Origin of the sequence: Kitasatospora sp. NPDC091207 (assembly GCF_044768625.1) — a bacterium.
In the GTDB taxonomy this organism is placed as follows: Bacteria; Actinomycetota; Actinomycetes; order Streptomycetales; family Streptomycetaceae; genus Kitasatospora.
On record NZ_JBIVVS010000006.1, the window covers coordinates 56264 to 74366 of the forward strand.

Annotated in this window: 17 protein-coding genes; 1 reads left to right on the plus strand and 16 read right to left on the minus strand. The window is 72.1% G+C overall.

Features of this window, described 5'->3' with window-relative positions; all coding sequences use genetic code 11:
* Positions 1 to 38: 38 nt before the first annotated feature.
* From metK to pyrR, 13 genes are all read right to left on the minus strand, one after another.
* The gene (gene metK / locus ACIQTO_RS13345) at positions 39 to 1247 is read right to left on the minus strand and encodes a methionine adenosyltransferase (protein WP_402387156.1); all 1209 of its coding nucleotides are present in this window, start codon (positions 1245 to 1247) and stop codon (positions 39 to 41) included.
* A 150-nt stretch (positions 1248 to 1397) separates the two neighbouring features.
* Positions 1398 to 2633 carry a bifunctional phosphopantothenoylcysteine decarboxylase/phosphopantothenate--cysteine ligase CoaBC gene (gene coaBC, locus ACIQTO_RS13350; RefSeq protein WP_402387159.1) on the minus strand — a complete coding sequence of 412 codons (1236 nt, stop codon included), beginning with the start codon at positions 2631 to 2633 and terminating at the stop codon, positions 1398 to 1400.
* Positions 2634 to 2816: 183 nt separating this feature from the next.
* Positions 2817 to 3083, minus strand: a complete 267-nt coding sequence (rpoZ, locus tag ACIQTO_RS13355) for a DNA-directed RNA polymerase subunit omega (protein WP_030056185.1) — start codon at positions 3081 to 3083, stop codon at positions 2817 to 2819.
* Positions 3084 to 3120: 37 nt separating this feature from the next.
* Positions 3121 to 3678 (minus strand): guanylate kinase, encoded by a 558-nt coding sequence (gene gmk, locus ACIQTO_RS13360; RefSeq protein WP_402387162.1) that lies wholly within the window; start codon positions 3676 to 3678, stop codon positions 3121 to 3123.
* A 48-nt stretch (positions 3679 to 3726) separates the two neighbouring features.
* A complete protein-coding gene (mihF, locus tag ACIQTO_RS13365) occupies positions 3727 to 4053 on the minus strand; it encodes an integration host factor, actinobacterial type (protein WP_030056187.1) in 327 nt (108 codons plus the stop codon).
* A gap of 375 nt (positions 4054 to 4428) precedes the next feature.
* On the minus strand, positions 4429 to 5262 hold the full coding sequence (gene pyrF / locus ACIQTO_RS13370; RefSeq protein WP_402387165.1) for an orotidine-5'-phosphate decarboxylase: 834 nt from the start codon (positions 5260 to 5262) through the stop codon (positions 4429 to 4431).
* Between the two features lie 80 nt (positions 5263 to 5342).
* Positions 5343 to 6443 carry a quinone-dependent dihydroorotate dehydrogenase gene (locus tag ACIQTO_RS13375; protein ID WP_402387168.1) on the minus strand — a complete coding sequence of 367 codons (1101 nt, stop codon included), beginning with the start codon at positions 6441 to 6443 and terminating at the stop codon, positions 5343 to 5345.
* 144 nt (positions 6444 to 6587) lie between these two features.
* Positions 6588 to 9899: a carbamoyl-phosphate synthase large subunit gene (gene carB / locus ACIQTO_RS13380; RefSeq protein ID WP_402387171.1), complete on the minus strand. Its 3312-nt coding sequence runs from the start codon at positions 9897 to 9899 to the stop codon at positions 6588 to 6590.
* Positions 9892 to 11082, minus strand: a complete 1191-nt coding sequence (gene carA / locus ACIQTO_RS13385) for a glutamine-hydrolyzing carbamoyl-phosphate synthase small subunit (RefSeq protein WP_402387174.1) — start codon at positions 11080 to 11082, stop codon at positions 9892 to 9894. The genes carB and carA overlap by 8 nt, the downstream gene beginning before the upstream one ends.
* Positions 11079 to 11645 carry a hypothetical protein gene (locus tag ACIQTO_RS13390; protein ID WP_380574897.1) on the minus strand — a complete coding sequence of 189 codons (567 nt, stop codon included), beginning with the start codon at positions 11643 to 11645 and terminating at the stop codon, positions 11079 to 11081. Before ACIQTO_RS13390 ends, carA begins: the two co-directional genes overlap by 4 nt.
* On the minus strand, positions 11642 to 12946 hold the full coding sequence (locus tag ACIQTO_RS13395) for a dihydroorotase (protein WP_380574896.1): 1305 nt from the start codon (positions 12944 to 12946) through the stop codon (positions 11642 to 11644). Before ACIQTO_RS13395 ends, ACIQTO_RS13390 begins: the two co-directional genes overlap by 4 nt.
* A complete protein-coding gene (locus tag ACIQTO_RS13400; protein ID WP_402387178.1) occupies positions 12943 to 13923 on the minus strand; it encodes an aspartate carbamoyltransferase catalytic subunit in 981 nt (326 codons plus the stop codon). The genes ACIQTO_RS13395 and ACIQTO_RS13400 overlap by 4 nt, the downstream gene beginning before the upstream one ends.
* Positions 13924 to 13928: 5 nt before the next feature.
* A complete protein-coding gene (gene pyrR, locus ACIQTO_RS13405) occupies positions 13929 to 14576 on the minus strand; it encodes a bifunctional pyr operon transcriptional regulator/uracil phosphoribosyltransferase PyrR (RefSeq protein WP_402387180.1) in 648 nt (215 codons plus the stop codon).
* A gap of 328 nt (positions 14577 to 14904) precedes the next feature.
* Here pyrR and ACIQTO_RS13410 point away from each other — a divergent pair, with 328 nt between their 5' ends.
* Positions 14905 to 15408 carry a transcriptional regulator gene (locus ACIQTO_RS13410; protein ID WP_031072501.1) on the plus strand — a complete coding sequence of 168 codons (504 nt, stop codon included), beginning with the start codon at positions 14905 to 14907 and terminating at the stop codon, positions 15406 to 15408.
* Positions 15409 to 15556: 148 nt separating this feature from the next.
* Here ACIQTO_RS13410 and ACIQTO_RS13415 read toward each other — a convergent pair whose 3' ends face one another.
* From ACIQTO_RS13415 to nusB, 3 genes are all read right to left on the minus strand, one after another.
* Positions 15557 to 16507, minus strand: coding sequence for a hypothetical protein (locus ACIQTO_RS13415; RefSeq protein ID WP_402387184.1), 951 nt, complete (start codon positions 16505 to 16507; stop codon positions 15557 to 15559).
* Positions 16508 to 16677: 170 nt separating this feature from the next.
* Complete coding sequence (locus ACIQTO_RS13420; RefSeq protein ID WP_402387186.1) at positions 16678 to 17505, minus strand: thioesterase family protein; 828 nt, start codon at positions 17503 to 17505, stop codon at positions 16678 to 16680.
* A 157-nt stretch (positions 17506 to 17662) separates the two neighbouring features.
* The gene (gene nusB, locus ACIQTO_RS13425; RefSeq protein ID WP_329486782.1) at positions 17663 to 18100 is read right to left on the minus strand and encodes a transcription antitermination factor NusB; all 438 of its coding nucleotides are present in this window, start codon (positions 18098 to 18100) and stop codon (positions 17663 to 17665) included.
* Between the last annotated feature and the right edge of the window lie 3 nt (positions 18101 to 18103).

Genomic DNA, 18103 nt, shown 5'->3' on the forward strand with positions numbered 1-18103 from the left:
CCGCCGCCTGCGGTCCGATCCGATCAGCCGACCGCGGGTCAGTCCTGCACGGCCTTCTTCAGCTGCTCGACCCGGTCGGTCCGCTCCCAGGTGAAGTCCGGCAGCTCACGGCCGAAGTGGCCGTACGCGGCGGTCTGCGAGTAGATCGGGCGGAGCAGGTCCAGGTCGCGGATGATCGCGGCCGGACGGAGGTCGAACACGTCGGTGACGGCCTTCTGGATGGCGAGCACCGGCACCGTCTCGGTGCCGAAGGTCTCCACGAAGAGACCGACCGGCTCGGCCTTGCCGATCGCGTACGCGACCTGCACCTCGGCGCGGCTGGCGAGGCCGGCGGCGACGATGTTCTTCGCCACCCAGCGCATCGCGTAGGCGGCCGAGCGGTCCACCTTGGACGGGTCCTTGCCCGAGAAGGCGCCGCCGCCGTGGCGGGCGAAGCCGCCGTAGGTGTCGATGATGATCTTGCGGCCGGTGAGGCCGGCGTCGCCCATCGGGCCGCCGATCTCGAAACGCCCGGTCGGGTTGACCAGCAGGCGGTAGCCCTCGGTCACCAGCTTGATGCCCTGCTCGGCGAGCGCCTTGAGCTCCGGCTCCACGACGAACTCGCGGATGTCCGGGGTGAGCAGCGAGTCGAGGTCGATGTCGCTCGCGTGCTGCGAGGAGACGACCACGGTGTCGAGGCGGACGGCCTTGTCGCCGTCGTACTCGATGGTGACCTGGGTCTTGCCGTCGGGGCGCAGGTACGGGATGGTCCCGTTCTTGCGGACCTCGGAGAGGCGACGCGAGAGGCGGTGGGCCAGCGTGATCGGCAGCGGCATGAGCTCGGGCGTCTCGTCGGACGCGTAGCCGAACATCAGGCCCTGGTCACCGGCGCCCTGCTTGTCCAGGTCGTCCTCGTCACCCTCCACCCGGGCCTCGTACGCCGTGTCGACACCCTGTGCGATGTCGGGCGACTGGGCACCGATGGACACCGACACGCCGCAGGAGGCGCCGTCGAAGCCCTTCTTGGAGCTGTCGTAGCCGATCTCCAGGATCTTGTCCCGGACGAGCTGCGCGATCGGCGCGTACGCCTTGGTGGTCACCTCGCCGGCCACGTGCACCTGGCCGGTGGTGATGAGCGTCTCCACGGCGACCCGGGACGTCGGGTCCTCTCGCAGGAGAGCGTCAAGGATCGTGTCGCTGATCTGGTCAGCGATCTTGTCGGGGTGTCCCTCGGTCACGGATTCCGAGGTGAACAGGCGGCGAGACACAGCGCTCCCTGGGGTTGCAGCGGCTGCTGACTGAAGGCCCCCGGCGAACCGGGGACATCCGGAAAGACTTGATTCCTGGAGTGTAACGGTCAGCTACCGGCTATCGGGACTCGATTCCGGAAAAGGAGACCGGATGCCCACCTCTTGAGATCAGTCGGCGACCGGTTGCCACCGCTTCACGACCAGGTCCCAGACCACGTCGGCGAGCGCCTCCTTCGGGCCCACCGGCACGGCCGTCTCACTGCCGTCCGAGCCCAGCACCACGGCCTCGTTGACGTCCGTACCGAACGCCTTGCCGTTGCCGACCTCGTTCACCACCAGCAGGTCACAACCCTTGCGCGCGAGCTTGGCGCGGCCGTTCGCCAGCACGTCGTCGGTCTCCGCCGCGAAACCCACCACCAGTTGACCCGAACGGGGCCGGCGGGCCGAGAGCTCGGCCAGGATGTCCGGGTTGCGGACCAGCGCGACCGGCGCCGGCTCGACCCCGTCGACCTTCTTGATCTTGCCGGCGGCGTACTCGGCCGGTCGGAAATCGGCCACCGCGGCGGCCATCACCACCGCGTCGGCGTCCTGCGCCGCCTTCGCCGCGGCCTCCCGCAGCTCCAGCGCGGTGGACACGTGCACCACGTCCACCCCGGCCGGGTCGGGCAGCTCCGCGTTGGCCGAGAGCAACGTCACCCGGGCGCCGCGCGCGGCGGCGGTCGCGGCGAGCGCGTAGCCCTGCTTGCCGGAGGAGCGGTTGCCGAGGTAGCGCACCGGGTCCAGCGGCTCACGGGTGCCACCCGCCGAGACCACCACGTGCCGGCCGGCCAGATCGGCGGCGGCGACGCCCCGGCGCAGCAGCGCCCGGCAGGCGTCGAAGATCGCGGACGGCTCGGGCAGCCGCCCCTTGCCGGTGTCCTTGCCGGTCAGCCGCCCGACGGCGGGCTCCAGCACGATGACACCCCGGCGGCGCAGCGTGGCGACGTTCTCCCGGGTCGCCGGGTGCTCCCACATCTCGGTGTGCATCGCGGGCGCCAGGACGACCGGGCAGCGCGCGGTGAGCAGGGTGTTGGTCAGCAGGTCGTCGGCCAGCCCGTGGGCCGCCTTCGCCATCAGGTCGGCGGTCGCGGGGGCGACCACGACGAGGTCGGCGCTCTGCCCGATCCGCACGTGCGGCACCTCGTGGACCCGCTCCCAGGTCTCGGTGGCGGCCGGCCGGCCGGAGAGCGCGGCCCAGGTGGCCTCGCCGACGAAGTGCAGCGCGGCCTCGGTGGGCACCACGGTGACCTGGTGGCCGGATTCGGTGAACCGCCGCAGCAGCTCGCACGCCTTGTAGGCGGCGATGCCGCCACTGACGCCGAGGACGACGCGCGGGGCGTCCGCCCGGTCCGTGCTCGCGCTCATGCTTCCCACTCTCTCCTCGCTCGGGACGTGCTCACCCTACGGCCCCCCGCCGGACGGCGGCGCGGAGGACCCCGCCCCACCGCGGGCCCGCCGGCGGCACCGGCCGGCCCGCGGCCGCGGGAACGCCGAAGGGCCCGCCGGAACGAGTCCGACGGGCCCTTCGAACAGCATGAGGGGACCGGGTCAGGCCGCCTCGACCGCCTCGGCGGTGAGCATGCCGGCGTTGATCTCGCGCAGCGCGATCGACAGCGGCTTCTCGTGCACGTGGGTGTCGACCAGCGGGCCGACGTACTCCAGCAGGCCCTCACCGAGCTGCGAGTAGTACGCGTTGATCTGGCGCGCGCGCTTGGCGGCGTAGATCACGAGGCTGTACTTGGAGTCGGTGGCCTCAAGCAGCTCATCGATCGGCGGGTTGATGATGCCCTCGGGCGCGGTCATCGAAGAGGACACGCTAGAACCTTCCGAAAGGGTGGAAAAGACAGACAGGTCAGGCTACACCGAGCAAGGCTAGCAGTTCGGCCGCTACCTGCTCGACCGAGGTGTTGACAAGACTCGTGTCGAACTCCGGCTCGGCGGCCAGCTCGACGGTGGCCGCCTCCAGCCGCTTCGCGATCACGTCCTGCGGCTCGGTGCCCCGGCCGGTGAGCCGGCGGACCAGCTCGTCCCAGCTCGGCGGAGCCAGGAAGACGAGCTGTGCCTCGGGCATCGACTCGCGCACCTGGCGGGCACCCTGCAGGTCGATCTCCAGCAGGACCGGCACGCCGGCTTCCAGCTTCTCCAGCACGGCCTGGCGCGGGGTGCCGTAGCGGTTGCCCGCGAACACCGCCCACTCCAGCAGCTCACCGTTGGCGATCAGCTTGTCGAACTCGTCGTTGTCGACGAAGTGGTACTGGACCCCGTGCTGCTCGCCCGGCCTCGGGTGGCGGGTCGTCGCCGACACCGAGAGCCAGACTTCGGGGTGCTGCTTCCTCATATGAGCGACGACCGTGCTCTTGCCGACCCCCGAGGGGCCGGAGAGCACGGTCAGCCGCGGACGCTCACTCATGCACCGATTATCCCGGATCGCGGACGCTCCCGGGACCACGGGGCACGGTCAGGCGGCACCGCCGCCGAACTCCCGCTCCAGGGAGGCGATCTGGTTCGTGCCGAGGCCACGGACACGACGGCTCTCGCTGATGCCGAGGCGCTCCATGATCTGCTTGGCGCGGACCTTGCCCACGCCGGGGAGGGACTCCAGCAGCGCGGAGACCTTCATCTTGCCGATCACGTCGTTGTCGGCCTTGCCGGCCTTGATCACCTCGTGCAGGGAGGCGCCGGAGTGCTTGAGCCGATTCTTGACCTCGGCGCGCTCCCGGCGAGCCTCGGCGGCCTTGGCGAGCGCGGCGGTGCGCTGTTCAGGGGTAAGGGGCGGAAGAGCCACGCCGTTCACCTCAGGGTGTGGAAGGAAGGGATTGAGCTATGACTGGTTTGGTTCCCAGGGCACCGGCCGCAGGGGAACCTCACGGCTCCTGACCTGCGAGAGCAACGGGAATCGCGGCTCTTCGATGACCTATCGCCGGACACTACCCGGATTGCGGCGCCGCGTCAGGAAAAGAACACGAAAAGTCCTGGTCAGCCAAGGCCGACCAGGACTTTCCCGGGCAAAATGACCGCGATTGCGGACCTTTGGCACCACCGATGTGACGGCGCTCACGTCAAGTCCGGAGACCTCGCGCCACCCCGTCGCGCCATCGCGGCACCTCACGCCACCTCCGCGGCGGCCGTTCCGCGCCCTCCGACAGCGCTGCGGCGCCCGCTACTTCACCGCGTCCGCGTACTCCTGGACGAAGCGCTCCGCGGCCTCCCGCAGGGCCGGCACCGACGGGCCGTGCCGCAGGACGTCACGGCTGACGCTGGGCACCACGTTGCGCACCGAGGCGCCGAACACCCGCGGCAGGTCGGCCATCGTGGCGCCCTGGGCGCCGATCCCCGGGGCCAGCAGCGGGCCGTTGATCGCCAGGTCGACACCGGCGTCGGCCAGCGTCGCGCCGACCACCGCGCCGAAGGAGCCGAGCGGCTCGGCTCCGGCGTTCTCGGCGGCCAGCTGCCGCAGCACCGAGGCCGCCACCGACGCGCCGTCCGCGCCGGTCGCGCGCTGCACCTCCGCGCCCTCCGGGTTGGAGGTGAGCGCCAGCGCGAACACCCCGGCGCCGTTGGCCGCCGCCAGGTCGAGCGCGGGGCGCAGCGAGCCGAAGCCCAGGTAGGGACTGACGGTGACGGCGTCCGAGAAGAGCGGGCTGCCCGGCGCCAGGAAGGCCTCGGCGTAGGCGGCCATGGTGGAGCCGATGTCGCCGCGCTTGGCGTCCATCAGGACCAGCGCGCCGGCCGCCCGGGCCTCCTCGACGGACTTCTCCAGCACCGCGACGCCCTTGGAGCCGAAGCGCTCGAAGAAGGCCGCCTGGGGCTTGAGCACGGCCACCCGGTCGGCCAGGGCCTCCACCACGGTGCGGCTGAAGGTCTCCAGGCCCGCCACGGAGTCCTCCAGGCCCCAGGCGGCGAGCAGGGAGGCGTGCGGGTCGATGCCGACGCAGAGCTGGCCGCGGGTGTCGAGGGCGTGGCGCAGGCGGGCGCCGAAGGGGGCGAGGGTCATGACGTCCTTCCGGGGCGTAGGGCGTGGGTGAGGGGGCGGGGGGTGGGGGGTGCGGAGGGCGCGGGGCCCGGCGGCGGGCCTCAGGAGGCCTTGGCGCTGCCGACGGCGGCCGCCAGGTCGCGGAAGCCGCCGGCCCGGACGCGGGCCGAGAGGCCCTTGTGGACGCGCCGGCACCAGAACGGACCCTGGTAGATGAAGGCGCTGTAGCCCTGGACCAGGTCGGCGCCGTGGACGATGCGCTGCCAGGCGTCCTCGGCGGTCTCGATGCCGCCGACCGAGACCAGGGTCAGCCGGCCCTCGGTGCGGGCGCGCAGGCGCTGCAGCACCTCCAGCGCGCGGGCCTTGAGCGGGGCGCCGGACAGGCCGCCCATGCCGATCTCCTCGATCCGGGCGGCGCTCTCGCGCAGGCCCTCGCGGCCGATCGTGGTGTTGGTGGCGATGATGCCGTCCAGGCCCAGCTCCAGCGCGAGGTCGGCGACCGCGTCGACGTCCTCGTCGGCCAGGTCGGGGGCGATCTTGACCAGCAGCGGCACGTGGTGCGCGGTGGAGCGGTCGGCGGCCTCGCGGACGGCGGCGAGCAGCGGGCCGAGGTGCGAGACGGCCTGGAGGTTGCGCAGGCCCGGGGTGTTCGGGGAGCTGACGTTGACCACCAGGTAGTCGGCGTACTTGGCCAGCCGCTCGGTCGACTTCACGTAGTCGGCGGTCGCGTCGGCCTCCTCGACCACCTTGGTCTTGCCGATGTTGATGCCGACGACCGGGGTGGAGGAGGTGTGCGGGCGCTGGGCGAGGCGGGCGGCGACCCGGGCCGAGCCCTGGTTGTTGAAGCCCATCCGGTTGATCAGCGCGCGGTCCTCGACCAGGCGGAACAGCCGCGGGGCCGGGTTGCCGGGCTGCGGCTCACCGGTGACGGTGCCGATCTCGACGTAGTCGAAGCCGAGCATCGACAGTCCGTCGATGCCGACGCCGTTCTTGTCGAAGCCGGCCGCCAGGCCGAACGGGCCGGGCAGGTCGAGGCCGAGGGCCGTGGTGCGCAGCGCCCGGTCGCGCGGGGCGAGCACCAGCCGCACCAGGCCGCGCAGGCCGGGCACCGAGGAGGCCAGCCGGACCCAGAAGAAGGCCAGGTGGTGGGCCTTCTCGGGGTCCATCTTCTTGAAGACGAGGTCGAACAGGAGCTTGTACAAAGCGGTCCTCCATCGGGGGGCGGGCCCAGTCCGTCGGAAGAACGGTGATGGCGGGCCTGGGGGTACCCCCGGCCGAAGGCTGGGGGAGGGTGGGAATGGAAGTGGGGGGCACCCGGCGGTTCGGTGCCCCCCACTGAGGTGGTGCTACTTCGCGCGGCCGGCGTTGATCAGCTGGGCGTGCTCCTGGAGCGACATCACCCCGACCTCGTCGCGCAGCAGCGCGTCGATGCCCTGGACGGCCGCGCCCATGGCCTGGACGGTGGTCAGGCACGGCACGCCGCGCGAGACGGCGGCGGTGCGGATCTCGTAGCCGTCGAGGCGGCCACCGGTGCCGTACGGCGTGTTGATGATGAGGTCGACCTCACCGCCGTGGATCAGCTGGACGATGGTCTGCTCGCCGTTCGGGCCCTCGCCCTCGCTGTGCTTGCGCACCACGGTGGCGGGGATGCCGCCGCGCTGCAGCACCTCGGCGGTGCCGGCGGTGGCGAGCAGCTCGAAGCCGAGGCCGACCAGCGCGCGGGCCGGGAAGACCAGGTTGCGCTTGTCCCGGTTGGCGACGGAGACGAAGACCTTGCCCTTGGTCGGCAGCGCGCCGTAGGCACCGGCCTGCGACTTGGCGTACGCCGTGCCGAAGACCTTGTCGATGCCCATGACCTCGCCGGTGGAGCGCATCTCCGGGCCGAGCACGGTGTCCACGCCGCGGCCGTAGATGTCGCGGAAGCGGCTCCACGGCATCACGGCCTCCTTGACGGAGATCGGGCAGTCGGCGGGCAGGGTGCCGCCGTCGCCCTCGGCCGGGAGCAGGCCCTCGGCGCGCAGCTCGGCGACGGTGGCGCCGAGCGAGATCCGGGCGGCGGCCTTGGCCAGCGGCACCGCCGTGGCCTTGGAGGTGAACGGCACCGTGCGGGAGGCGCGCGGGTTGGCCTCCAGCACGTACAGGATGTCGCCGGAGAGGGCGAACTGGATGTTGATCAGACCGCGCACGCCGACGCCGCGGGCGATCGCCTCGGTGGAGGTCCGCAGCCGCTTGATGTCGTAGCCGCCGAGGGTGATCGGGGGCAGCGCGCAGGCGGAGTCGCCGGAGTGGATGCCGGCCTCCTCGATGTGCTCCATCACGCCGCCGAGGTAGAGCTCGGTGCCGTCGTAGAGCGCGTCGACGTCGATCTCCACCGCGTCGTCGAGGAAGCGGTCGATCAGCACCGGGTGCTCGGAGATCAGACCGGCGTGCCGCTCCAGGTAGGAGGCCAGCGAGGGCTCGTCGTAGACGATCTCCATGCCGCGGCCGCCCAGCACGTACGAGGGGCGGGCCAGCACCGGGTAGCCGATCTCGTCCGCGATCGCCTTGGCCTCCTCGAAGGAGAAGGCGGTGCCGTGCTTGGGGGCGGGCAGGCCGGCGTCGCGCAGCACGCGGCCGAAGGCGCCGCGCTCCTCGGCGAGGTCGATCGCCTCGGGCTGGGTGCCGACGATCGGCACGCCGTTGTCCTTGAGCGCCTGGGCCAGGCCGAGCGGGGTCTGGCCGCCGAGCTGGACGATCACGCCGGCCAGCGGTCCGGCCTGCTGCTCGGCGTGGACGATCTCCAGCACGTCCTCCAGGGTGAGCGGCTCGAAGTAGAGCCGGTCGGAGGTGTCGTAGTCGGTGGAGACGGTTTCCGGGTTGCAGTTGACCATGACGGTCTCGTACCCGGCGTCGGCCAGCGCGAAGGAGGCGTGGACGCAGGAGTAGTCGAACTCGATGCCCTGGCCGATGCGGTTCGGGCCCGAGCCAAGGATGATCACCGCGGGCTTGGTGCGCGGGGCGACCTCGTTCTCCTCGTCGTAGGACGAGTAGAAGTACGGGGTCTTGGCGGCGAACTCGGCGGCGCAGGTGTCGACGGTCTTGAACACCGGGCGGATGCCGAGCGCGTGCCGGACCTCGCGGACCACGTCGGTCCGCAGGCCGCGGATCTCGCCGATCTGCTGGTCGGAGAAGCCGTGCCGCTTGGCGTGCCGCAGCAGCTCGGGGGTGAGCTCGTCGGCCTCGGCCAGCTCGGCGGCGATCTCGTCCAGCAGGAAGAGCTGGTCGACGAACCACGGGTCGATCTTGGTGGCCTCGAACACCTCCGCCGCGGTGGCGCCGGCCCGGATGGCCTCCATGACGGTGTTGATCCGGCCGTCGGTGGGCACCACGGCCTTCTCCAGCAGCGCGGCCTTGTCGCCGACCGGGCCGGCCCAGGTGAACTGGGAGCCCTTCTTCTCCAGCGAGCGGAGCGCCTTGTTGAGCGCCTCGGGGAAGTTGCGGCCCATGGCCATGGCCTCGCCGACCGACTTCATGGTGGTGGTCAGCGTCGCGTCGGCGCTCGGGAACTTCTCGAACGCGAACCGCGGGACCTTCACCACGACGTAGTCGAGGGTCGGCTCGAACGACGCCGGCGTCTGCTCGGTGATGTCGTTGGGGATCTCGTCCAGGGTGTAGCCGACGGCGAGCTTCGCGGCGATCTTGGCGATCGGGAAGCCGGTCGCCTTCGAGGCCAGCGCCGAGGAGCGCGAGACGCGCGGGTTCATCTCGATGACGATGACCCGGCCGTCCACGGGGTCGACCGCGAACTGGATGTTGCAGCCGCCGGTGTCGACGCCGACCTCGCGGATGACGGCGATGCCGACGTCGCGCAGGATCTGGTACTCGCGGTCGGTCAGCGTCATCGCCGGGGCGACGGTGATCGAGTCGCCGGTGTGCACGCCCATCGGGTCGAAGTTCTCGATGGAGCAGACGACCACGACGTTGTCGTTCTTGTCGCGCATCAGCTCCAGCTCGTACTCCTTCCAGCCGAGGATGGACTCCTCCAGGAGCACCTCGGTGGTCGGCGAGAGGGTCAGGCCCTGGCCGGCGATCCGGCGCAGCTCCTCCTCGTCGTGGGCGAAGCCGGAGCCGGCGCCGCCCATGGTGAAGGAGGGGCGGACCACGACCGGGTAGCCGCCGAGGGTGTCGACCCCGGCCAGCACCTCGTCCATGGTGTGGCAGATCACCGAGCGGGCGGACTCGCCGTGGCCGATCTTGGCGTTGACGGCCTCGACGACGCCCTTGAAGAGCTCGCGGTCCTCGCCCTTGTGGATCGAGTCGACCTTCGCGCCGATCAGCTCGACGTTGTACTTGGCGAGGACGCCGTTGGCGTCCAGCGCGATCGCGGTGTTGAGCGCGGTCTGCCCGCCGAGGGTCGGCAGCAGCGCGTCGGGGCGCTCCTTGGCGATGATCTTCTCGACGAACTCCGGGGTGATCGGCTCGACGTAGGTGGCGTCGGCGATCTCCGGGTCGGTCATGATCGTGGCCGGGTTGGAGTTGACCAGGATGACCCGCAGGCCCTCGGCCTTGAGCACCCGGCAGGCCTGCGTGCCCGAGTAGTCGAACTCGGCGGCCTGGCCGATCACGATCGGGCCGGACCCGATGACCAGGACGGACTTGATGTCGGTGCGCTTAGGCACGCTGGCCCTCCATGAGCTCAACACTGTTCTTGTCGTCGCCTCGCATGAGCTCGACGAACCGGTCGAAGAGGTAGGCCGCGTCGTGCGGGCCGGCTGCCGCTTCGGGGTGGTACTGGACACTGAAGGCGGGCACGTCCAGCGCCTGGAGTCCCTCGACCACGTCGTCGTTCAGGCAGACGTGGGAGACCTCGACCCGGCCGAAGGGCGTGTCGCTCACCTTGTCCAGCGGCGCGTTCACGGCGAAGCCGTGGTTGTGCGCGGTGACCTCGACCTTGCCGGTGGTGCGGTCCTGCACCGGCTGGTTGATGCCGCGGTGGCCGTACTTGAGCTTGTAGGTGCCGAAGCCCAGCGCCCGGCCGAGGATCTGGTTGCCGAAGCAGATCCCGAAGAACGGGGTCCTGCGCTCCAGCACGCCCTGCGCCACGGCGACCTGGTGGTCGGCGGTGGCCGGGTCGCCCGGACCGTTGGAGAAGAAGACGCCGTCCGGGTCGACGGCGTAGATGTCCTCCAGTGTGGAGTTCGCGGGCAGCACGTGCACCTCGATGCCGCGCTCGGCCATCCGCTGCGGGGTCATCGCCTTGATGCCGAGGTCCAGCGCGGCGACGGTGAACTTCTTCTCGCCGACGGCGGGCACCACGTACGCCTCGGTGGTGGCGACCTCGGGGCAGAGGTCGGCGCCCTTCATCTCGGGCGACTGCTGCACCCTGGCCAGCAGGGCGGCGTCGTCCGCCAGCGCCGGGCCGGAGAAGATGCCGCAGCGCATCGCGCCGCGCTCGCGCAGGTGGCGGGTGAGGGCGCGGGTGTCGATGCCGCTGATGCCGACGACGCCCTGGTTGACGAGCTCCTCGTCGAGCGGGCGGCGCGAGCGCCAGTTGGAGGCGACCCGGGCGGGGTCGCGGACGATGTAGCCGGCGACCCAGATCCGGCGGGACTCGTCGTCCTCGTCGTTCCAGCCGGTGTTGCCGATCTGCGGGGCCGTCATCGCGACCACCTGGCGGTGGTACGACGGGTCGGTCAGGGTCTCCTGGTAGCCGGACATGCCGGTGTTGAAGACCGCCTCGCCGAAGGTCTCGCCGATCGCGCCGTAGGCCTGGCCGCGGAAGGTCCGGCCGTCCTCCAGGACGAGCACGGCGGGGACACGGTCCCGCCGTTGGCGCTGCGTGGTGGGGGCAGGTGCGGTCATTGAGCGGCCTCTTCCGTCTTCGTCTGCGTACGTGTTGCGAGGTGAGCGATCGCCTCGACCCAGGCGGTGTGCTCGTCGGGGTGGTCGGCCCGGAAGCCGGAGTCCAGCGCGGTGCCCTCGTGCGTCCAGGTGACGACGAGGAGTCCGGACGGGACGACCTTGCCGGCGATCCCGGAGTCCGTCCGGGCACCGGTCAGGTGCTCGGCCGGGATCCAGAAGTCGATGTCGCCGGGGCGCTGCACCAGCAGGCCGTCCGCGCCGAGGGTCAGGTCGGCGCGGCTGCGGGTGCCCAGGCCGTGCGCCACGACCCGGTCCAGCCAGTTCCCGGCGGTGGTGGTGCCGTGGTACCGGCCGCTGGTCTCCAGGATGGTCCGGCCGGCACGGGCCGGCACGGCGGGCAGCGGCGGGATGCCGGACTGCAGGGTGCGCCGCCAGTTCCAGCCCTGGCGCATCAGCCAGTAGATCAGCCCGATCACCAGCAGCAGGCCGACGGCCCAGCCGATGTACGCGGGCCAGTCGGTGACCCTGGCCTGCTCCTGGGCGAGCCGGGTGACGGTGCTCACGCGAGCCCGCCCTGCTCGACCAGCTCGCCGGCCAGCACGGTGGCGGCGCCGCGCAGGAAGGTGGCGTGCACCCGTCCGGGCAGGTCCAGCCCGCGGTAGGGGGTGTTGCGGCTGCGGGTGGCGAAGCTGTCGGGATTCACGGCACCACGGTACGCGGGATCGAAGAGCACCAGGTTGGCGGGCTCACCGACCGAGACGGGCCGTCCGTGGCCGGTGAGACGGCCGATCCGGGCCGGGCGGTGCGACATCCGGTCGGCGACGCCCTCCCAGTTCAGCAGGCCGGTGTCGACCATGGTCTGCTGCACCACCGAGAGCGCGGTCTCCAGGCCGACCATGCCCATCGCGGCGACGGCCCACTCGCAGTCCTTGTCCTCGGACGGGTGCGGGGCGTGGTCGGTGGCGACGGCGTCGATGGTGCCGTCCGCGAGCGCCTTGCGCAGTGCCTGGACGTCGGCCGCGGTGCGCAGCGGCGGGTTCACCTTGTACACCGGGTCGTAGGAGCGGACCAGCTCGTCGGTCAGCAGCAGGTGGTGCGGGGTCACCTCGGCGGTGACGTTCCAGCCCTTGGCCTTGGCCCAGCGGATGATCTCCACCGAGCCGGCCGTCGAGACGTGGCAGACGTGCAGGCGGGAGCCGACGTGCGCGGCGAGCAGCACGTCGCGGGCGATGATCGCCTCCTCGGCGACGGCCGGCCAGCCGCCGAGCCCGAGCTCGCCGGAGACCTGGCCCTCGTTCATCTGGGCGCCCTCGGTGAGCCGCGGCTCCTGGGCGTGCTGGGCGACGACCCCGTCGAAGGCCTTCACGTACTCCAGCGCCCGGCGCATGATCACCGCGTCGTCCACGCACTTGCCGTCGTCGGAGAAGACCCGCACCTCGGCGGCCGAGTCGTGCATCGCGCCCAGCTCGGCGAGCTTCTTGCCCTCCAGGCCGACGGTGACGGCGCCGACCGGGCGCACGTCGCAGTAGCCGGACTCCTGGCCGAGCCGCCAGACCTGCTCGACGACGCCGGCGGTGTCGGCCACCGGGAAGGTGTTGGCCATCGCGTGCACGGCGGTGAAGCCGCCCATCGCGGCGGCCTGGGTGCCGGTGAGCACCGTCTCGGCGTCCTCGCGGCCGGGCTCGCGCAGGTGGGTGTGCAGGTCGACCAGGCCGGGCAGGACGATCAGGCCGGTGGCGTCGATCTCGATGTCCGCCTCGACCGCGAGGCCGGTGCCGATCTCCTTGACCACGCCGTCGGCGAGGTGGAGGTCCTGCGGGGCGCCGCCGAGGATCTGGGCGTTGCGGATCAGGTAGGTGGTCACTGAGCGGTCTCCACGGAGTCGGTGCGGGGGGCGGCGTCGGCGAGCGTGGCGCCGCCGAGCAGCAGGTACAGGACGGCCATCCGGACGGAGACACCGTTGGCGACCTGCTCGACCACGGTGCAGCGCGGCGAGTCGGCGACGTCGGCGGTGATCTCCATGCCGCGGACCATCGGGCCCGGGTGCATCACGATGGCGTGGTCGGGCAGCTGCGCCATCCGGCTGCCGTCCAGCCCGTAGCGGCGGCTGTACTCGCGCTCGGTCGGGAAGAAGGCGGCGTTCATCCGCTCGCGCTGCACCCGGAGCATCATCAGCGCGTCGGTCTTGGGGAGCACGCTCTCCAGGTCGTAGCTGACCTCGCAGGGCCAGTTGTCGATGCCGATCGGCAGCAGCGTCGGCGGGGCCACGAAGGTGACCTGGGCGCCGAGGGTGGTGAGCAGGTGGACGTTGGAGCGGGCCACCCGGCTGTGCAGGATGTCGCCGACGATGGTCACCCGCCGGCCGGCGAGGTCGCGGCCGAGGCCCGCGTTGAGGTGGCGGCGCATGGTGAAGGCGTCGAGCAGGGCCTGGGTGGGGTGCTCGTGGGTGCCGTCACCGGCGTTGATGACGCTGCCGTGCAGCCAGTCGGACTGGGCGAGCCGGGCCGGCGCGCCGGAGGCGTGGTGCCGGATGACGACCGCGTCCGCGCCCATCGCCTGCAGGGTCAGCGCGGTGTCCTTGAGGCTCTCGCCCTTGGAGACCGAGGAGCCCTTGGCGGAGAAGTTGATGACGTCGGCGGAGAGCCGCTTCTCGGCGACCTCGAAGGAGGTCTTGGTGCGGGTGGAGTCCTCGAAGAAGAGGTTGACGACCGTTCGACCACGGAGCGTAGGCAGCTTCTTGACGGCCCGTCCGGAGAGCTGGGCCAGCTCCTCGGCGGTGTCCAGGATCAGCAGCGCGTCGTCGCGGGTGAGATCGGCGGCGGAGACGAGGTGGCGCTTCACGCGGGCTACTCCGGGAGGTGCGGTGCGGACGGCTGGGAGTCGGGGGCCGGCGGGGTGCGCTCACCACGCGGGGGCCGCGAGGAGGCCGCGTGGTCGCGGTCGCCGACCAGGACGGCGTCCACGCCGTCGCTGTCGGCCAGGCGGACCTGCACCGCCTCGCGCAGCGAGGTGGGGAGGTTCTTGCCCACGTAGTCGGCGCGGATCGGCAGCTCGCGGTGGCCCCGGTCGACCAGGACGGCGAGCTGGACGGCGCGCGGGCGGCCGATGTCGCTGAGCGCGTCGAGCGCGGCCCGGATGGTGCGGCCCGAGAAGAGCACGTCGTCGACCAGGACGACGAGCCTGCCGTCGATGCCGCCGGCCGGGATCTCGGTGTGCTCCAGGGCGCGGGCGGGCTTCAGCCGCAGGTCGTCCCGGTACATGGTGATGTCCAGCGTCCCGAACGGGATCTCCCGGCCGGTGATCTGGACCAGCCGGTCGCGCAGGCGGCGGGCGAGGTGCACGCCCCTGGTGTGGATGCCGAGCAGCACGACGTCCTCCGCGCCCTTGGCGCGCTCGACGATCTCGTGCGCTATCCGGGTGATCACCCGGGCGATGTCCGTGCCGTCCAGCACCTGGTGCGGTGGACGCGGCGTGGATTCGTGATGTGTGGTCATGCCGAAGCGGACCTCCTTCCCCGCCTCACTGGACGGGCCTTAAAGGATGTCTGGAACGCCCCCGCCGACGCGGCGCGGGCTCCGGTCATCGTACCAGCGCGACTGACGGCAAACCGGCGTCCATGATTCCGCTTCATCGGGTTAACGTCCTCGACGCATCGCCGACGCGGGCCATTCGCACGACTGCCCCATTCGGCTTGACGCAGCTACCTCACTCTACGTAACCTCACAGTGAGTTACGAGACTGACGTCGAACCCACCGGTAACGGCGTCGGCAATCGCCCGTGACCCACCACTGAACGCGAAGCAATCTCGTCCGGGGAGATCAATGTCCAGCGACTACGCGAAGCAACTCGGAGGAAAACTCCGAGCGATCCGCACTCAGCAGGGGCTCTCCCTGCACGGTGTCGAGGAGAAGTCCCAGGGGCGCTGGAAGGCAGTCGTCGTCGGCTCGTACGAGCGCGGTGACCGTGCGGTCACCGTGCAGCGGCTGGCCGAGCTGGCGGAGTTCTACGGCGTCCCGGTGCAGGAGCTGCTGCCCGGCGGCACGCCCGGTGGTGCGGCCGAGCCGCCGCCGCGCCTGGTGCTGGATCTGGAGAGACTGACCCAGGTCCCCTCCGAGAAGGCCGGCCCCCTGCAGCGCTACGCCGCGACCATCCAGAGCCAGCGCGGCGACTACAACGGCAAGGTGCTCTCGATCCGCCAGGACGACCTGCGCACCCTGGCCGTGATCTACGACCAGTCCCCGTCGATCCTGACCGAGCAGCTGATCTCCTGGGGTGTGCTCAACCCCGACGCGCGCCGTGCGGTGCGCGAGGAGGAGGCGAGCTGAGGCTCGCCCCACCGGCTTCCACCAGCAGGAACAGGCGGGGCCCAGCAGAAACGTCACGGCGCGGCACCCCGGACGGGGGGCCGCGCCGTCGCGCGTCCGGCCGCCGGCGCCGGGCCGGGTCCGGCAGGCAGGGTCCGACGGGCCGGACTCAGCAGACCGTGCCCAGGCTGTACCCGGGCTCCGCCGCCACCCCGTCCAGTCGCACGGCCGCCGAGGCCGGCGCCCAGTCCTGCCCGCCGCTGGCCCAGGCCCACGCCCTCCGGCGGAGGTCCTGGTCACCGGCTCCGTCGCCGGGCCGGCCGGCGGCCTCCTCGCGGTCCGCGCCGTCCACCGTCGAGCCCCGCGTGCCGTGCAGCACCGCGAGCCCCGGCAGCTCCCGGGCCAGACCCGCGCAGAGCACCGCGCAGACCAGCTCCAGGTCCTCGTCGTTGATCCGCACCACGCCGTCCTCCCACTGGAGCACCCGGGCGGCGGCCGTCAGCCGGCCACCGGGCGCGTCCACCGCGAGGCGCAGCTCGTACACCCCGCCACCGGCGCCGACCAGCATCCGCCGGAACACCTCGGCGCCGCGCCGGTACGCCTCCCGCACGGCGCGGCCGTGCTCCTCGTAGAGCCCGCCGTCCAGCAGCAGGTCCGCGTGGCGCAGGGTCAGCCCGCTCTCCCGGGCCCGGACCAGCCGGGGCACGAAGTCCAGGGCGAGCTCCTCGCCCTGGTAGGCGAGCAGCTGGGTCTGCAGCGGCGGATTGACCAGGTAGCGGTCGCGGGCACCCGGCTCGGCCGGGTCGAGGCCGTGCAGCAGGCAGAACTCCTCGAAGTCCTGCGGGTGGAACATCCGGGCCCGGACGGTGTCGAAGCCGCGCCGGGCCTCGGTGAGCAGGTCGGCGGTCTCCCGCAGGTAGGTCTCGTAGTCCGGGGCGTCGGAGAGGCGCCAGGCGCCGGCGCGCTCGAAGTCGGCGGCGCTGGTCAGGACACCGATGACGAAGGCCTGCTCGGCGCCGTCCGCCCGGCGGCGCTCGTGCCGCGCCCGCGCCCGCGCCCGCGGGCGGGGGCCGGCGGCGGTGCAGTCGGGGGTGCGGCGGGCGCGGCCGTTGCGGCTCATCGGTGGCTCCTGGGGCGGTGGCGGTCAGCGGCGGGGTTGCCGCCGACCTTGTCCTCCCCAGCCCCGCGTGTCGCACACGTACGGCGTGTCACAGGAATGTAACCGACCGTGAGACCGGCGTGTCGCGCGCCCGCCGGGCCGGGCGCGGCCCGTCCGTCAGGCCGGGCCGGTCACGCCGGACGCGGGACCCGGGCGAGCTGGCGGGACTGGGCGACGAGGCGGCCGGACTCGTCCCAGACCTCGGCGTCCTCCTCGAAGTAGCCGCCGGCCACGTTGCGGGTGGCGTGGGTGACGCGCAGCCAGCCCGGCACCGGCTTCGCCCGCAGGTGGACGGTCAGCTCGACGGTGGGGGCCCAGCCGGGCATGCCGAGGTCGAAGGTGACCGGCGGCAGCGCGTCGGCGACCAGCAGGAGCAGCAGCGGGTCGGGCTCGCGGCCGTCGGCGAGCCGGAACCAGCCCTGGATCCGGCCGTGGCCGGAGGGCTGCCCGAGCGCCCAGCCGATGGTGGCCGGGTCGAGCCGCAGGTCGAACCGCTCCAGCAGGGCGGCCTGCGCGATCAGCTCCTTGGGGGCGTGCTCGACGCCGACGCACTGGTCCGGCGGCGGCAGCTGCGGTGGCACCGCGGTGGTGCGCACGTCGCCGGCCGCGTCGGCGAGGTCGCCGTGGGTGGCGACCACCCGCAGCCGCTCCACGCCGTCCTGGCTGAGCGAGGCGGTGCCGGTGGAGAGCGAGCGGCCGCTGCGCAGCACCTCGGTGCGGACGGTGGCCGGGCCGGGGTGGGAGGCGGAGAGGTAGTAGCCGCTGATCGAGACCGGGTCGGCGTGCCCGCCGTGCTCCAGGGAGAGGGCGTGACCCGCCATCGCGAGCAGCAGCCCGCCGTTGACGCCGCCGCCGATCTGCCAGCCGGCGCCCAGTTCACCGTCGTAGCGGCCCGGCTCGGCCGGGTGCCGGCTGAGGGCGATGCCCTGGTCGAACTCGCTGCGGATCGCCGTGGTCATGGGGGGTGGCCTGCCCTTCGCTGCGGGATCACCGGCGAGCGGGGTCACCGGCGCACCAGGTTACTGGCGAGTAGGACCCAACATACGCCACCCGGCCCGAACGCACGACGGCCGCCGGACCCCTGTTCGGGGTCCGGCGGCCGTACGTCGGGTGCCGCTACCGGCGGATGCTCGGCTTGAGCTCCAGGAAGCGGGCGAGCAGGCCGTTGACGAAGGCCGGGGAGTCGTCCGTGGAGAACTCCTTGGCGATCTCGACGGCCTCGTCCAGGACGACCGCGTCCGGGACGCCGTCCTCCCAGATGAGCTCGTACGCACCGAGCCGCAGGACGTTGCGGTCCACGATCGGCATCCGGTCGAGCGTCCAGCCCACCGCGTACTCGGAGATGAGGTCGTCGATCCGGCGGGCGTGCTGGACGTACCCCTCGATCAGCTCCATGGTGTACTCACCGACCTGCGGGGTGCCCTCGTCCGGCTTGGGCTCCCGGGCCCGGGCCACCCAGTCGGCGAGGACCCGCTGCGGGTCGACCCCGCGGTGGTCGGCCTCGAAGAGGATCTGGAAGGCTCGCGTACGGGCCTTACTGCGTGCGGCCGACACGGA

Bases quoted from the DNA above. Each gene is read 5' to 3' on its own strand.
- ACIQTO_RS13410 (WP_031072501.1), top strand. From the start codon at position 14,905: ATGTCCAGCGACTACGCGAAGCAACTCGGAGGAAAACTCCGAGCGATC.
- pyrR (WP_402387180.1), bottom strand. From the start codon at position 14,576: ATGACCACACATCACGAATCCACGCCGCGTCCACCGCACCAGGTGCTG.
- gmk (WP_402387162.1), bottom strand. From the start codon at position 3,678: ATGAGTGAGCGTCCGCGGCTGACCGTGCTCTCCGGCCCCTCGGGGGTC.
- ACIQTO_RS13415 (WP_402387184.1), bottom strand. From the start codon at position 16,507: ATGAGCCGCAACGGCCGCGCCCGCCGCACCCCCGACTGCACCGCCGCC.
- coaBC (WP_402387159.1), bottom strand. From the start codon at position 2,633: ATGAGCGCGAGCACGGACCGGGCGGACGCCCCGCGCGTCGTCCTCGGC.
- ACIQTO_RS13420 (WP_402387186.1), bottom strand. From the start codon at position 17,505: ATGACCACGGCGATCCGCAGCGAGTTCGACCAGGGCATCGCCCTCAGC.
- pyrF (WP_402387165.1), bottom strand. From the start codon at position 5,262: ATGACCCTCGCCCCCTTCGGCGCCCGCCTGCGCCACGCCCTCGACACC.
- carA (WP_402387174.1), bottom strand. From the start codon at position 11,082: ATGACCGCACCTGCCCCCACCACGCAGCGCCAACGGCGGGACCGTGTC.